Annotated in this window: 10 protein-coding genes; 4 read left to right on the forward strand and 6 right to left on the reverse strand. The window is 62.3% G+C overall.

Features of this window, described 5'->3' with window-relative positions; genetic code table 11:
• The first annotated feature begins 161 nt into the window (after positions 1-161).
• Complete coding sequence (gene pdxR, locus ACZ3GY_RS04770) at positions 162-1,673, forward strand: MocR-like pyridoxine biosynthesis transcription factor PdxR (RefSeq protein WP_465909119.1); 1,512 nt, start codon at positions 162-164, stop codon at positions 1,671-1,673.
• Here pdxR and ACZ3GY_RS04775 read toward each other — a convergent pair.
• From ACZ3GY_RS04775 to ACZ3GY_RS04790, 4 genes are all read right to left on the reverse strand, one after another.
• Positions 1,670-1,903: a zinc ribbon domain-containing protein gene (locus ACZ3GY_RS04775; protein WP_465909120.1), complete on the reverse strand. Its 234-nt coding sequence runs from the start codon at positions 1,901-1,903 to the stop codon at positions 1,670-1,672. The two genes, pdxR and ACZ3GY_RS04775, sit on opposite strands and share 4 nt — an antisense overlap.
• Positions 1,904-2,053: 150 nt before the next feature.
• Complete coding sequence (locus tag ACZ3GY_RS04780; RefSeq protein ID WP_465909121.1) at positions 2,054-2,398, reverse strand: YdbL family probable chaperone protein; 345 nt, start codon at positions 2,396-2,398, stop codon at positions 2,054-2,056.
• A 10-nt stretch (positions 2,399-2,408) separates the two neighbouring features.
• Positions 2,409-2,600 (reverse strand): YnbE family lipoprotein, encoded by a 192-nt coding sequence (locus tag ACZ3GY_RS04785; protein ID WP_042553186.1) that lies wholly within the window; start codon positions 2,598-2,600, stop codon positions 2,409-2,411.
• Between the two features lie 14 nt (positions 2,601-2,614).
• Positions 2,615-5,215, reverse strand: a complete 2,601-nt coding sequence (locus tag ACZ3GY_RS04790; protein ID WP_465909122.1) for an intermembrane phospholipid transport YdbH family protein — start codon at positions 5,213-5,215, stop codon at positions 2,615-2,617.
• A gap of 527 nt (positions 5,216-5,742) precedes the next feature.
• On the opposite strand from ACZ3GY_RS04790, the gene ACZ3GY_RS04795 reads away from it, so the two are divergent.
• The 3 genes from ACZ3GY_RS04795 to ACZ3GY_RS04805 all read left to right on the forward strand — a co-directional run bounded on the left by ACZ3GY_RS04795 (position 5,743) and on the right by ACZ3GY_RS04805 (position 9,713).
• On the forward strand, positions 5,743-6,150 hold the full coding sequence (locus tag ACZ3GY_RS04795) for a tetratricopeptide repeat protein (RefSeq protein WP_463564153.1): 408 nt from the start codon (positions 5,743-5,745) through the stop codon (positions 6,148-6,150).
• 57 nt (positions 6,151-6,207) lie between these two features.
• The gene (locus ACZ3GY_RS04800) at positions 6,208-7,695 is read left to right on the forward strand and encodes a DNA recombination protein RmuC (RefSeq protein ID WP_465909123.1); all 1,488 of its coding nucleotides are present in this window, start codon (positions 6,208-6,210) and stop codon (positions 7,693-7,695) included.
• 191 nt (positions 7,696-7,886) lie between these two features.
• A complete protein-coding gene (locus ACZ3GY_RS04805; protein ID WP_465909124.1) occupies positions 7,887-9,713 on the forward strand; it encodes a glycosyl hydrolase family 28 protein in 1,827 nt (608 codons plus the stop codon).
• Positions 9,714-9,738: 25 nt separating this feature from the next.
• Here the strand turns inward: ACZ3GY_RS04805 and ACZ3GY_RS04810 are convergent, their stop codons facing one another.
• Positions 9,739-10,080, reverse strand: coding sequence for an FKBP-type peptidyl-prolyl cis-trans isomerase (locus ACZ3GY_RS04810; RefSeq protein ID WP_465909125.1), 342 nt, complete (start codon positions 10,078-10,080; stop codon positions 9,739-9,741).
• 262 nt (positions 10,081-10,342) lie between these two features.
• Entirely contained in the window at positions 10,343-13,819 is a 3,477-nt protein-coding gene (locus ACZ3GY_RS04815; RefSeq protein WP_465909126.1) for a hybrid sensor histidine kinase/response regulator, read from the reverse strand.
• Between the last annotated feature and the right edge of the window lie 141 nt (positions 13,820-13,960).

The following is a 13,960-nucleotide window of genomic DNA, read 5'->3' on the forward strand; positions in this document are numbered from 1 at the left end:
AGGTGTTCCTCGAAAGCGGTTGCCTGGCCGCAAAGTACGGCGCAGGAAGGGCGATACGCTTGGAGCGCGATCGCTGCAGTTGACGAGGCGATTCTCTGCTTGAAGTGGATCAGCGTATTGATCCATAAAGTGCCAAATGGATTGATCCAAGAGAGGCGTTCATGGCAGCCAAGAATCAAGGGCCGTTGGTGGTATCACTGCCGCTCGGCGAGCCGCAGCCAGGCGAGAGCCTGCAGCGTTGGCTATACACCGCGCTGCGCGAGGCGATCCTCAGCAGTCGGCTGCCATCTGGCAGCCAGTTACCCAGTACGCGAGCGCTCGCTGAGCATTACGGCATGGCGCGTGGTACGGCGCAGGCCGCCTACCAGCAGTTGCAGTCCGAAGGCTATCTGAATACCGACAGCGGCTATGGCACGCGAGTCTGCGTGGTGTTGCCGGATGCCACGCTGAACGCGGGCTATGTAAGGCGGCCAATCGCCCCGCAGGTAGAGCAACCGCGTGACGCGCCAGATACGCTCTGGGCGCAGCGCCTGCAGGCAGAGAAGCCGGTGTTCATGAGTGGTGGAGCACAAGCTGGATTGCGCCCGTTCTTTCCGCACCGCGGCGACGTACTGGCATTCCCTATCGACCTGTGGCGCAAGCTGCACACCGGGCACCTGCGTTCGTCTCGCCTGCTGGATATGCTGGATGCAGACCCAGCGGGCTTGCCCGTATTGCGCAATGCCATTGCCCAGTACCTGTCAATTGCCCGTGGCGTGCTGGTGGCAGCCGAGCGCATCGTCATTCTTGGCAGCGTCCAGCAGGCGCTGGATCTGACCCTGCGGCTAGTGGTTGCACCTGGCGAGACGGTGTGGATGGAAGACCCCGGCTATCCCGGCGCCCGGCAATTGATGAAGGCCAGCGGCGTGGACATGGTCGATGTGCCCGTTGACCGTGAAGGCCTACAAGTCGAGGAAGGGATTCGCCTGGCACCGGGTGCGCGCATGGCCTATGTCACCCCATCGCACCAGGCACCGCTGGGCGGCGAGCTGTCACCAGCACGGCGTCTTGCGTTGCTGCGTTGGGCCAGTGAAAACGGCAGCTACATCTTCGAGGACGATTACGACAGCGAGTACCGCTTCGTCGCCAAGCCCATCCCGGCGCTGCGCAGCATGGCCAACAGCGACGCTCAGGTGATTCTTGCCGGGACTTTCAGCAAGCTGCTGTTTCCGTCTCTGCGCCTGGCCTACGTGGTATTGCCGCCGCAGTTGGTGGAGCGCTTCACGCGCTTGGTTTCGCTGACTGCGCGGCACGCCAACAGCCTTTCACAGGCGGTATTGGCCGACTTCATCGCGCAGGGGCATTTTGACCGCCACCTGCGGCGCATGCGCAAGCTCTACGCGGTGCGGGCCGAGGCCTTTGCTCATGCCGCCGAGCGACATTGGCAAGGGCTGATCGACGTTCCGCCAATACGCGCGGGGCTGGATGTGGTGTGTGGTCTGCTGGCGGGCGATGAGCTGGACGTGCAGGCGAGGCTGGCCGCGGAAGGCATCGACGTGATGCCTTTGCAGCGTTACTGCGTGAAACCTCGCGCGCCTGGGCTGGTGATGGGCTTTGCGGCCTATGACGAAGCGGCCATCGAACGTGCCGCCAAGGATGTGGCGCGGTTGCTGCAATCGATGAAAGTGCGCTAGCGGGCCACGATGATCACGGTGATGCAGATCATCGCCACCACGCCAAAAACCATGCGGGCGATCCATGGTGCTGTGAGCCATGCCGTCGTGGCGCCGGCGACCTGGCCGACGTTCTTTTCCGACAGCCAGCGATTACTGACCGGCTGGCTCATCGGGTTGCCACATTGCGGGCAGGCGTGAGCCTTGTCGGAAATACGGTTCTGGCACTCGGGGCAGTCGATAAGGCTCATGTCGCTCGTCCTCTGATCAGTGGCGATGGCGAACGTGAGACTTGGCCGGCGCAGCCGAGTTCCACCACAGGGCACAGTTGGCGCGGTCTGTAGCGTTTTCGTGGAGGAGATCACAAAGCGCCCGCAGCGTGCTGCGGGCGCTCCTGGCGGTTACTTGCGGCGCCACTGACCCTGCTGCTGGATGTACTGGCCCGCAGGGGTTTTGTCGATGGCTTTTTGCCCAGCGATGGTTTCCACGTCGCTGAGCTGGATACCGTTTTGCTTGGCCAGTTTCTGGTACTCGGCGCGGCGCGCGTCGTTGATCAGCTTGGCGATCTCGTCGGCCTGGCCGGCGGATTTGACCACGCCGAGGTAGCCGTTGGGCTGCTCGCCGAGTTGGCCGCTGGCCTTGGCATCGCTCAGGGCGGACATCGCCTCGTTGAGGCTGATAGCGTGGGCCGGCAGGCTCAGGCTGAGCAGCAGCAACAGGCCGGCGAAGGGTTTGATCAGGCTCATTTGCGTTTCCTCAGAACAGTCCGCTGGATTCACTGAACATGCTGTCCAGCGCCTTATCCACCTTGATATAGATCTCGTGCTCGATCTTCACATTCAGGTTGATGTTGATCGGCTCGTTGGGCATCGCCAGTTGTACCGTGGGGGTACAGGCTACGCTCAGTAGCCCCAACAGCAGGGCGGTGATGCAACTACGCAAGCGCATGGCGCTTCTCCTCGTCAAGGCTCCTTGGGTGCGGTGTTGCGCTGCAGCATTCGCTGCTGCACGCGCCGCGTGATGATCTCGTTGACCCTGTCCGTCAGTTGCAGGCTGGCGAGCAGGTTGGGGATGTCCTCCTCCAGGTTGATGTTGAAGTGAATCGGTCGGCCATTCTCGATGGCCGGGTTCTGACCTTCCAGGCGCATGGCCAGGCGCAGTTTGCCGTGCTGATCATAGTCGACCGAGCTGTTCAGGGTGGTGAAGTTGAAGTCTTCCAGGGACTTCGTCACCAGCTGCATCGCCGGGTTGCTGCGGCCCAGGGCCTTGATCTTCTCCGAGCTGAATTGCAGGCGCCCGCCGGGTTGGCGGGCGGCGATATGGCCTTGTACCACCTCGATGCCGTTCTGGCCCAGGCGCACCGGCAGGTCGCCATCCAGTGTCCCGCTTCCGGCCAGGCCTTCTGCCGGATAGAGAGTGAAAAGCTGCTGGAGTTCCAGGCCGCGAATCTGGATCGGAAACAACTGATTGCCGGCGGCGAGATCCCATTGCCCTGGTGTGAGGGTGACCTGCCCGCCCATCAGAGCCGTTCGTGCGAGGTTGACCTGCAATTGGCCCTTGTCGGCGCTGGCCAGTGATGCGCTGTAGCGGCCGCGAGCCTCGATCGGGCCGATGGGCAGGCCGGGGTTGGCCTGCTGTATTTTCAGTTCTTCAATGTTCAGGTCGAAGCGCTGGCGTGCCAGCTTGAATTGCAGGCGAGTATCCAGACCGCTGAGTTCGGAGCGGTCGTAAATACCGCCCAGGCCTTTGCCGGTCAGGTTCAGATCGACATTCGGCGCGCTGCTGCCAGCGGCCAGCGCCAGGTTTGCCGTGGCATTCAGGCGGCCACTGTTGAGGTCGAGCAGTTCCGGCCACTGCACCAGGGTTTTGGCCAGCGGGTTGCCGGAGCGCAGGAACAGTTCGCCGAGGGTCGCCTTGAGCAGCAGATCCTGCTTGGCGTCGAGGCTTGCATCCACGTCCAGCTGCAATTCGCTGTCGTTGCTCAGCTTACCGCGTAGGGTGCCGGCCAGATTCGCGGCGCCTACCTGGCTCTGCAAACGCCAGCCCTGAGGCTTGAGGTTGGCCTGCTCCAGGCGTGTGGTGCTCAGGTTCAGCGGGCCCTTGAACTGCCAGTTCTGCAGGGCGCCGTCCTGCAGCGTCAGGTTCAGGGCGCTGCCAGCGAGCTCTACTTGCAGCTTCTGTGCACTCAGGTCGGCGCCTTTGAGGGTGGCTGCCTGAAGCTGGGAGCCTTGGCCAAGGTTGAACTCGACTGCGTTGCCATCGGCGTAGCCGGCCAGTTTGAGGTCGCTGGTCAGCTCGCCTGCTTGCCAGCCAGCCTGGTTGGCCTTGGTAGTGCGCGTGGTCAGGCGTGTATCGGCGAACTGCACGGCCCACGGGGCTGAGCTCGCCAGCGCCAGACGGCCTTGCAAGTCCAGGCGGGTGGCGCCACGCAGTGCAAGCGTCAGTTTCAATGGCAGACTGCGCTCGGCCAGATCGCTACGTAGGTCGCCGAGCGGCGTGTCAGGCTGCACCTGTACACGCAGGGATTCGCTGCGCAGCTCCGGCGGCAGCACGTTCAGCCAGTCGGCACTCGGCTGGGTGAGCTGCAGATCCGCCTCGACGCGCCTGGCGATCCACTGTTTCCCGTCGTTGTGCGCCGCCAGTGTTAGCTGGCCTTGCAACTGGCCGAGGCCCGGAAAAGGCCAAGGCTGAGGCAGGTTGCCCTGTAGATCGAACTGGCCGATGGCTGCCAGCAGGTTGTCCACATCCATTGCGCGGCGCGGCAGGTTCAATTGCCATGAGCCTTGCAGGCTTACCTCTCCTGGTGCCTGAGGCCACTGCTTGCCTTGCGGTACCGTCCAGGCGCTCAGCCAACTCTGCAAGGCGGCCGCCTGAGTCAGTTGCGTCGCATCGAGTTGGCCGCTCCAGTTCAGGCCATCGTCGACTTGATCGAGGCTGCTTTTCACGCTTAGTTGCGGCTGCTGATCGACGGCCAGGGTCAGTTGCAGGTCGAGTGCATCGCTGCGCGGCTGCAGAGTGAGCGAGCCATTCAGTACCTGTGTCTGGTGGTCGAGATTCAGTTGCACGGCCAGGTGATCATCCTCGCTACGCAGCAGGCTCAGGTCGCCTGTGGCGGTGCATTGCCCGCGGGCACAGGGCAGGGCGGCGGCGAGTTGGCGAATATTGAGGCTGCGTGGCAGCAAGGCCAGTGGTGCGGCCAGTTGCTGCAGGTCGAGATCGGCTGGCGGTGTGGCTAGCGCGACTTCTTCACTTGTCGGTAACCAGGTGATCGCCAGGTTGCCTATATCGAGGTGTTGCCAGAACGGCAGGCTGAGGCCGAAGTCGCGCCAGGCCAAGTGCAGATCCTGGCTGTGCAGTTCCAGAGTGCCTGCGCTGCTGCGTTGAGTCAGTTGCAGGTCTCGCACATTCAGGCCTGTGCTGGACAGTGAAACGCCCTGCCAATCGAGTTTGTCGATGCCATTGCGTTGCAGCAGGTAGCGCCCACCCAAATAGAGGGCGGCGGTGAATACCACGAGCAGTGTGAAAACAACAGACAGTCGCAGCCTGGTGCGGCGGCTGAGCATGGGGCGTCATCCATAAACAAGGTATTTGCGACGGTAACCCGAAGCGACACGGGCTGCCAAACACGCTGTTTGCTGAATGTGCCGCTCATAGTTTTATGTCGCAATGGTGACATGGGCATTATTGGTGCGGGGCTAAAACGTCCGCCTGTCATTGCGTGGGCCCCTTAGGGCATGCCTGATGCCCCGCAAAAGGGCGTCCCAGGCAGCTTGCAGATGGACTTGTGCACAATCGCGATGCGGCTTGTCAAGTCTCATATTGGCGCTTGCGTAATTCATTGAATTGTCGTAGGTGATAATTTAAGTATATGAAAAATATGGTTTTTTTATATCTGGTGAAAAAATAGCCAGTTTGACTTCGCCCCCCATTCCATCGGTGTTGAGGGTTCTTTCGCCCACGATATGCACATAGTTATCCACAGCTTCTGTGGATTGTCATAAGCAGGCCTGCAAGGAGTAGGGCGGGCTTTACCTGAGAATAAAAAAGAGTAGAGTGGCGCGCCTCTCTGGTAACCCCTGCTTTTTCTACTATGCCCCGCGTTTTGCCCCATCCCGAGCTTCATCTGCTTCCCGTCCGTGCCCAGGTACCTGTTCGTGTTGCCGCCTGGCTGCTAGACAGTCCGCGATTGGGTCATGCCACGAGCATAAAACGCATCGCTGGTCGGCTGCTTAAGCAGCCGGCACGCCAGGGTGTGGTTCAGGCGCAGAGCCGCCTTGGTCAGATGCTTTGCCGTGATTGCGACAACGCCCGTGATCGCCGTATTGGTGTGGAGCTACTGCGCCAAGCGGCACGTGCGGGTGATGGGGCCGCGCAGTTGGAACTGGGGCGTCTCTACTGTCAGCCGCGTACCCTCGAACTGCAGCAAGCGCGGCACTGGCTTGAGCTGGCGGCGTTGCAGGGGCAGGACGAAGCACGGGATTTGCTCCAGCGTCTGTAGCCTCTTTAGGTTCGCCCACGCGCGTATACTGCCCGGCAGTCTCGCCTGGATTCCCGTATGCCCTTCGATCTCGTTTCGCTTCTGCCGGCCTTTCTGGTCGGCGCTCTGGTTTGTGCCATTCCCCTGTTGCTGCGTACTGTCGCCCTGTCGCGGGAGGCCGAGGAGATGCGTCTGCAATCCGGCCTTGCGCAGGAGCGCATGAATGCCGCGCAACTGGCCCAGGCTGGCTTGAGTGCGCAGCTGGACAGTTGCCGCGAGGAGCTCGCCGAGATTCTCGAGATCAAGGCCGACCAGCAGGCCGAGCTGGCCGCACTGCGCCGCGAAACCCATTTGCTGCAGAACGACCTGCAACTGGCCCGCGAGCAGATCAAGGGCGGCCAGGCGCTGCGTGATCAGCAGGAGATCGAGCTGCGTCGCCTGGATACCGAGCGGGCCGGTCTGGCTGCCGAGCTGCATGAGCAACAGGAAAACCACCAGCAACGTCTCGAAGACCTGCAGGGCGCCCGCGACGCCTTGCGGGCGCAGTTCGCCGAACTGGCGGGCAAGATCTTCGACGAGCGCGAGCAGCGTTTCTCGGAAACCAGCCAGCAGCGCCTCGGTCAGTTGCTCGATCCGCTCAAGGAACGTATCCAGTCCTTCGAGAAACGGGTCGAGGAGAGTTATCAGCAGGAGGCGCGCGAGCGCTTTTCCTTGGGTAAGGAGCTGGAGCGCCTGCAGGGGCTGAATCAGCGCCTGAGCGAAGAGGCGATGAACCTCACCCAGGCGCTCAAGGGCCAGAAAACCCAGGGTAACTGGGGTGAACTGGTGCTCGAGCGCGTGCTGGAGCACGCCGGCCTGCAAAAGGGCCGCGAGTACCATACTCAAGTCAGCCTGAAGAGCGCCGATGGTGAGCGCTTCCAGCCGGACGTGCTGATCCAGTTGCCGGGCGAGAAGCAGGTGGTGATCGATGCCAAGGTCAGTCTGACGGCCTATCAGCAGTGCGTGTCCGCCACCGACGAGGCGACGCGGCAACTGGCCCTCAAGCAGCACGTGCTGTCCCTGCGCAGTCATCTTAAGGGCTTGTCGCTCAAGGATTACCAGCACCTGGACGGGCTGCACAGCCTGGATTTCGTGCTGCTCTTCGTGCCCATCGAGGCGGCATTCGCGGCCGCTTTGCAGGCTGATCCGGGGCTGTTTCAGGAGGCCTTCGACCAGCACATCGTGATCGTCAGCCCCACTACGCTGCTGGCGACCTTGCGGGTGATCGACAGCCTCTGGCGTCAGGAGCGACAAAGCCAGAACGCTCGGGAAATTGCCGAAAGGGCGGGTGCGCTGTACGACAAGTTCGTGGCCTTCATCCAGGATCTGGACGAGGTGGGCATGCGCCTGCAACAACTCGACAAGGCTTATTCCGGTGCGCGCAACAAGCTGGTCGATGGTCGCGGCAACCTGATAAGCCGTGCCGAAAATCTCAAGCTGCTCGGCGCCCGGGCCAGCAAGAGCCTGCCTCCCGAGCTGCTCGAGCGAGCTGCCGGCCTGCCTCTGGACGAGCCAGAGGACGACTGAATCTCTGTCCGGTTGCTGCCCCGCCAGGAGGATTCCGTTTCCTGGCTGGACGTAGCAGAAATTTTGGCTATCTTGTCGGTTGTCATACTTCTTTAGAGTGTGACGATTTCGCCTGGCTGATTATTAAACCTGCTCGATGGTTGGGTTAATTTCAGCTGATTCAATAGATTGGCCATAAAAAGGATAAGAATATGCCGCTCATCGAGAGCTCATCTGCATCAGCGGTGCAGGGCGCGTGGCGCCAAAAAAAGTATGTTGTCATACCACTTGCGCTGCTGTTCAGCGCCTCTGCCCTGGCCCTGGACGCGCCGCACAAGGTTCAGGTACCGACCCTGGCCTATGACGACAGCCAGATCATTCTGGTCTGGGAGAAGCCGGAGAATGCCGCCGGCATCGTCGACTATCACGTCTACATGGACGGCAAGAAACTGGGGGGCGCCAACGCCAACAACGACCAGCATTCGCCAGCCAAGCCGTACATCGATCAGTTCTACAAGGCCGATACGGAAAACTTCCATCACCGCATTTCCATCCACAACTTCACCGTCGATGGCCTGAAGCCCGAGACCGAGTACCGCTTCACCGTGCGTTCGGTAGATGCCGAAGGCCGCGAGTCCGGCGACAGCCCGGTGCTGGTGCAGCGAACCACGGCGACTCCCGAGGTCTTCAACGTCGAGGAGCAGGGTGCCAAGGGCGACGGCAAGACGCTCAACACGGCGGCCATCCAGAAGACCATCGATGCCTGTTCGCTGAACTGCAAGGTGCTGATCCCGGCTGGCGTGTTCAAGACCGGCGCGCTGTACCTGAAGAGCAACATGACCCTGGAGGTCGCCGAGGGCGCGACGTTACTGGGTTCGGAACGCAGCGAGGACTACCCGCTGGAGGGTTATATCCAATATCCCTATTCGACCATGGTGCGCCCGGCGTCGTTGATCAACGCATTGCCGCGTGATCCGCGCCAGCATCAGTCGTTCGAGAACATCCGCATCGTCGGCAAGGGCACCATCGACGGCAACGGCTGGAAGCGCAATGACGACAGCCGTGACGAGCTGGGCAACGCGCTGCCGTTCTATCGCGCCAGTGACAACACCCGTTACATGGAAGACGGCATTCTCGCCAAGGATCAGGTCGAGAAGGCGGTAGCGCGGGGCATCATCGTCAAGGACGCCTATGGGCAGATGCGCTCGTCACTGATGACCCTGCGCAACGTCACCAACGTGTTCTACGGCGGCTTCACCGTGCTCAATCCGGCCTACCACGGGATCATGAACCTGGAGACCGAGAACGTGGTAATGGCTGGCACCGTGCACAAGACCTACGACGCCAACAATGGTGACGGTATCGAGTTCGCCAACAGCAAGGGCGCCATGGTCTTCAACAACTTCTTCGACACCGGCGACGACTGCGTCAACTTCGCATCGGGCACCGGCGCCGATGCCACCAAGCAGCCGCCTCAGGAAGATGCCTGGATCTTCAACAACTACTTCCGTCGTGGCCACGGCATGGTGGTCGCCGGTAGCCATACTGGCGGCTGGATCCAGAACATCCTCGCCGAAGACAACGTTTCCGATGGCACCGATACCGGCCTGCGCATGAAGAGCACCAACTTCATGGGCGGTGGTGCGCGCAACGTCACCTTTCGCGATTCGGCTATCCGCAATACGGTCAAGCAGGGGGTGATCATGACCCTCGACTACCACGACCCCAACGCGATTCTCGACTACAAGCGCTCGACCGTTCCTGGCCAGTTCCGCGACATTCGTGTGGCCAATGTGACGGTGGAGGATGCTGCCGGTGCGGCGATTCAGGTCAAGGGTGACGGCGCCCACGACGCCTTCCACGAGAACGTCGCCTTCGAGCAGGTGCGTTTCAAGGGCGAGGCCGGGGCGCAGATCGACGGCCTGCGCAATTCGAGCTTCACCGACGTCAGCTTCGTCGGTAGCGAGGGCGACCCCTGGAACATCAAGGGCAGCGAGGGGCTCAGCTTCGACCGCGTCGAGCCGCAGCCAAAGCGCTAAGTCGCAAGTAACTGACGCGGGCGACTCAGTCGTCCCGCGTCAGCACTTCCAGCAGCTCGATTTCGAAGCTCAGGTTCGAGTTGGGGGTGATATGCGCGCCCATCGAGCGTTCGCCGTAGGCCAGGTGTGCGGGCACGAACAGGCGACGCTTGCCGCCGACTTTCATCCCCAGCAGCCCCTGATCCCAGCCTTTGATCACACGCCCGGTGCCGATCACGCACTGGAAGGGCTTGCCGCGGGAATAGGACGAGTCGAACTCGGTGCCGTCTTCCAGCCATCCGCGGTATTGGGTGGTGATCAGCGCGCCTTTGACCGCCGCTTTGCCATCGCCTGGGTGGAGGTCTTCGATACGTAAATCTTCGCTCATTGCCGTCATTCCAATGTTCCAGAGGGCCGCGTTTTCGCAGGAAACGCGGTGTTTTGCAACAGCCGCACGCGGCAGCAGATGGTCTGGTGAGGCGTATCTCAAAGGCAGGCTATGGCAGGAACGTGGCGCTAGCGGCCGGTCGCGATCTCGTGGGAGGGGCCGGGCGGCGATCCGCTTTAGCCGCGGGCTCTTTACGCCTAGCTAGGCAAAATCGAGGCTAAAGCCTCTCCCACAAAAGCTCTGCTCACCGTCCGCTATCGCCTTATTGCAGTGGCAGATGGCGGCTGATCAACGCGCGCAGGGCCGCCGGCTTGACCGGTTTTGGCAGGAAATCCAGGCCCGCAGCGTGCACCTGGGCGATCAGTTCGGGGCGGCCGTCGGCACTGATCACCACGCCGGGTACCGGCTCACCCAGGCGGGTGCGCAGCCAGGCCATCAGCTCGGTGCCGGTGTCGCCTTCGTCGAGGTGGTAGTCGACCAGTGCCAGATGCGGGCGCACTTCGCCATCGAGTAACTGCTCGCACTCGGCGCGGTTGCGCGCTGACCACACTTGGCAGCCCCAGCGCGACAATAGGCTGTGCATGCCGGTGAGGATGCTTTCCTCGTTGTCGATGCACAGCACCTGGGTGCCGGTCAGCAATTGGCCACTGCCTTCAGGCCGCAAGCGTTGCAGGGCGGGTGCCTGGCTGCGGGCGATGGGCACGGTGACGCTGAACACGCTGCCTTTGCCTGGCCAGGAGCGCACTTCCAGGCTGTGATCGAGCACTCGGCACAGCCCGTCGGCGATGGCCAGGCCGAGGCCGAGGCCTTTTTCGGCGCGGGTCTGGTGGCTGTCCAGGCGTTTGAATTCCTCGAAGATGGTCTGGCGCTTGTCCTCGGGGATGCCCGGCCCGCGATCCCATACTTCCAGGCGGAGGTACCCGCCTTGGCGGCGCACGCCCAGCAGCACACGGCCTTTGGCATAGCGGAAGGCGTTGGTGAGGAAGTTCTGCAGCACGCGACGCAGAAGCTTGATGTCGCTGTCCACGCGCAGTTTGCTGCCTTGCATGTGGAAGTCGACGCCATATTCCGCCGACAGCACCTTGAATTCGGCGCCCAGGGTGTCGAACAGCGTATTGAGCACGAAGGCGTTGCGATCCGGGGTGATGCGACCATTTTCCAGGCGCGAGATGTCCAGCAGGTCGCTGATCAGGTCTTCCGCGGAGCGCAGCGAGCTGTCGAGGTGGCGCACCAGCTCCTGGGCTTCACGCGGCAGCGCTTCTTCCTGGTGGGAGAGGGCGGCGGAGAACAGGCGGGCAGCGTTGAGCGGCTGCATCAGGTCATGGCTGACCGCTGCGAGAAAGCGGGTTTTCGAGGCGTTGGCCGCTTCGGCGAAGCCCGTGGCGGCGGTCAGCGCCTTGTTCAGTTGCGACAGCTCGAGGGTGCGTTCGGCAACGCGCTGCTCGAGGCCTTCGTTGGCCGCTTTGAGGGCTCGCTCGGCTTCGCGGAACTCTGTGATATCGGTGAAGCTCATGACGAAGCCACCACCGGGCATTGGGTTGCCGATCAGCTCGATGACCCGGCCATTGGGGAACACCCGTTCGTAACTGTGGGCGGTGCCTTGGCGCATCCAGTACAGGCGCTTGGTGACGCTTTCCTCGACATCGCTGCTACCGAGCATGCCGCGTTCGGCATTGAAGCGGATGATCTCGGCGATTGGGCGGCCAACGCAGATCAGTCCGTCCGGGTACTCGAAGATCTCCAGGTAACGGTTGTTCCAGGCCACCAGGCGCAGGGACTGGTCGACCACGCTGATACCTTGGGTGATGTTTTCGATGGCGCCTTGCAGCAGGGCTCGGTTGAACTGCAACACCTCACTGGCTTCGTCGACGATGCGCACCACGTCCTCGACCTGCATGTCGCGGCCTTCGATGGCCGCTTTCACTACTGCGCGGGTCGACGATGCGCCGAGCACGCCCGCCAGCAGGCGTTCGGTGTGGGCGATCCATTCACTATTGGCCGGTTGTGCCGAGTTGAAGGCCTTGCCCTGGCGTGCGGCGAAGCGGCTGAAGGCGTGCTGCGCGCGCTCTTCGCCGACGAAACGGCCGGCGAGCAGCAGCAGGTCGTTGATCTGTACCGCGAGCATGGTGCGGCTGCCCTGTTTGCTGCCGAAGTCGTGGTTGACGAAGCGTCCGGCCTGCCAGTGCTCGGAAACCCGGGTGCGCGAGAAGAACGATACCCAGGCGAATATCATGGTGTTACCGGCCAGCGACAGCACCACGCCGCGGGTCAGGGCATCCACCTCGAAGCCAATGGGGGCATAGAGCAGCGTACGCAGGCCGGGAAAGATATCCAGCGGCCAGCCCAGGCCGCGGGCCAGCACTGGCAGCACCAGGGTGTAGAACCACAGCGCGGCGCCGGTGATCAGGCCGGCGAATACGCCACGACGATTGGCCTGCTTCCACACCAGGGCGCCGAACATGGCGGGTGCCAATTGGCCGATGGCGGCGAACGAAATCTGCCCGATGGTGGCCAGGCTGGCGTTGGTGCCGAGCAGGCGATAGCAGACGTACGCCAGTAGCAGGATCAGTACGATGCTGACCCGGCGCGCGGTGAGCATCCAGTGACGGAAGGCCTCGAAGGGCCGCTCGGTGCTTTTGCGGTGCAGCAGCCAGGGCAGCAGCATGTCGTTGGAAATCATTGTCGACAGCGCCACCGAGGCGACGATCACCATGCCGGTGGCTGCCGAGGCGCCGCCGATGAAGGCCAGCAGGGCCAGTGCTGGATGGGCTTCGGCCAGCGGCAGGCTGATCACGAACGAATCCGGGCTGACGCCGGCTGGCAGCAGCATCTGTCCGGCCAGGGCGATGGGAATAACGAACAGCGCGGCAAGCAGCAGATACAGTGGGAACACCCAGCGTGCCAGGCGCAGATCCTGCGGTTGAGTGTTTTCCACCACGGTGACGTGGAACTGGCGGGGCAGGCAGATGATGGCGATCATCGCCATGCCGGTTTGCACCAGCATGGCCGGCCAGTTCACCGCCACCGCCCAGTATTCTTCCAGTTCGGTGTTGCGCTGCGCCTGGGCGAGCAGATCGCCGAAGCCGTTGTACAGCCCATAAGTGACGAAGGCACCCACGGCGAAGAAGGCCAGCAGTTTGACCAGTGACTCGAAGGCAATGGCCAGCACCATGCCGCGGTGGTGTTCGGTGACGTCGAGGTTGCGGGTGCCGAACAGGATGGTGAACAGCGCCAGGATCAGCGATACAACCAGGGCAGTGTCCTGGGCGCGTGTGCCGTCGGGGTCGCTTTCGGAGCCGATCAGCAGGTTGACGCCGAGCACGATACCCTTGAGTTGCAGGGCAATGTAGGGCAGCACGCCGACCAGGCAGATAAGTGCGACGACGATGGCCAGCGACTGTGATTTGCCGTAGCGGGCAGCGATGAAGTCAGCAATCGAGGTGATGTTTTCCTGCTTGCTGATCAGCACCATCTTCTCGATCACCCATGGCGCGAACAGCAAGAGCAGTATCGGCCCGAGGTAGATGGGCAGGAACGACCACAGCTGTTCGGCGGCCTGGCCGACAGCGCCAAAGAACGTCCAGCTGGTGCAGTACACTGCCAGCGACAGGCTGTAGACCCAGGCGCGTACTTTGGGCGGTAGTGGTTTGCGCCGCCGGTCACCGTAGAAGGCGATGGCAAACAGAACGGCCATGTAGAGCAGGGCGACTGCACCTATGAGCCAACTGGACAGCGACATGCGTACTCCGTAAAACCAAGGGGCGGTTGTATCGTTGCAGGCACGCCTTTACGTGCTCGCGTCGAGGCGTAGAAGATACCGCAGTAGTGTCGCAGCAAAGTACCGCAGCGTCAGGCGCGACCAAGGTCGCACATGCACCGC

The organism is Pseudomonas sp. PME37.24/006 (assembly GCF_055556635.1).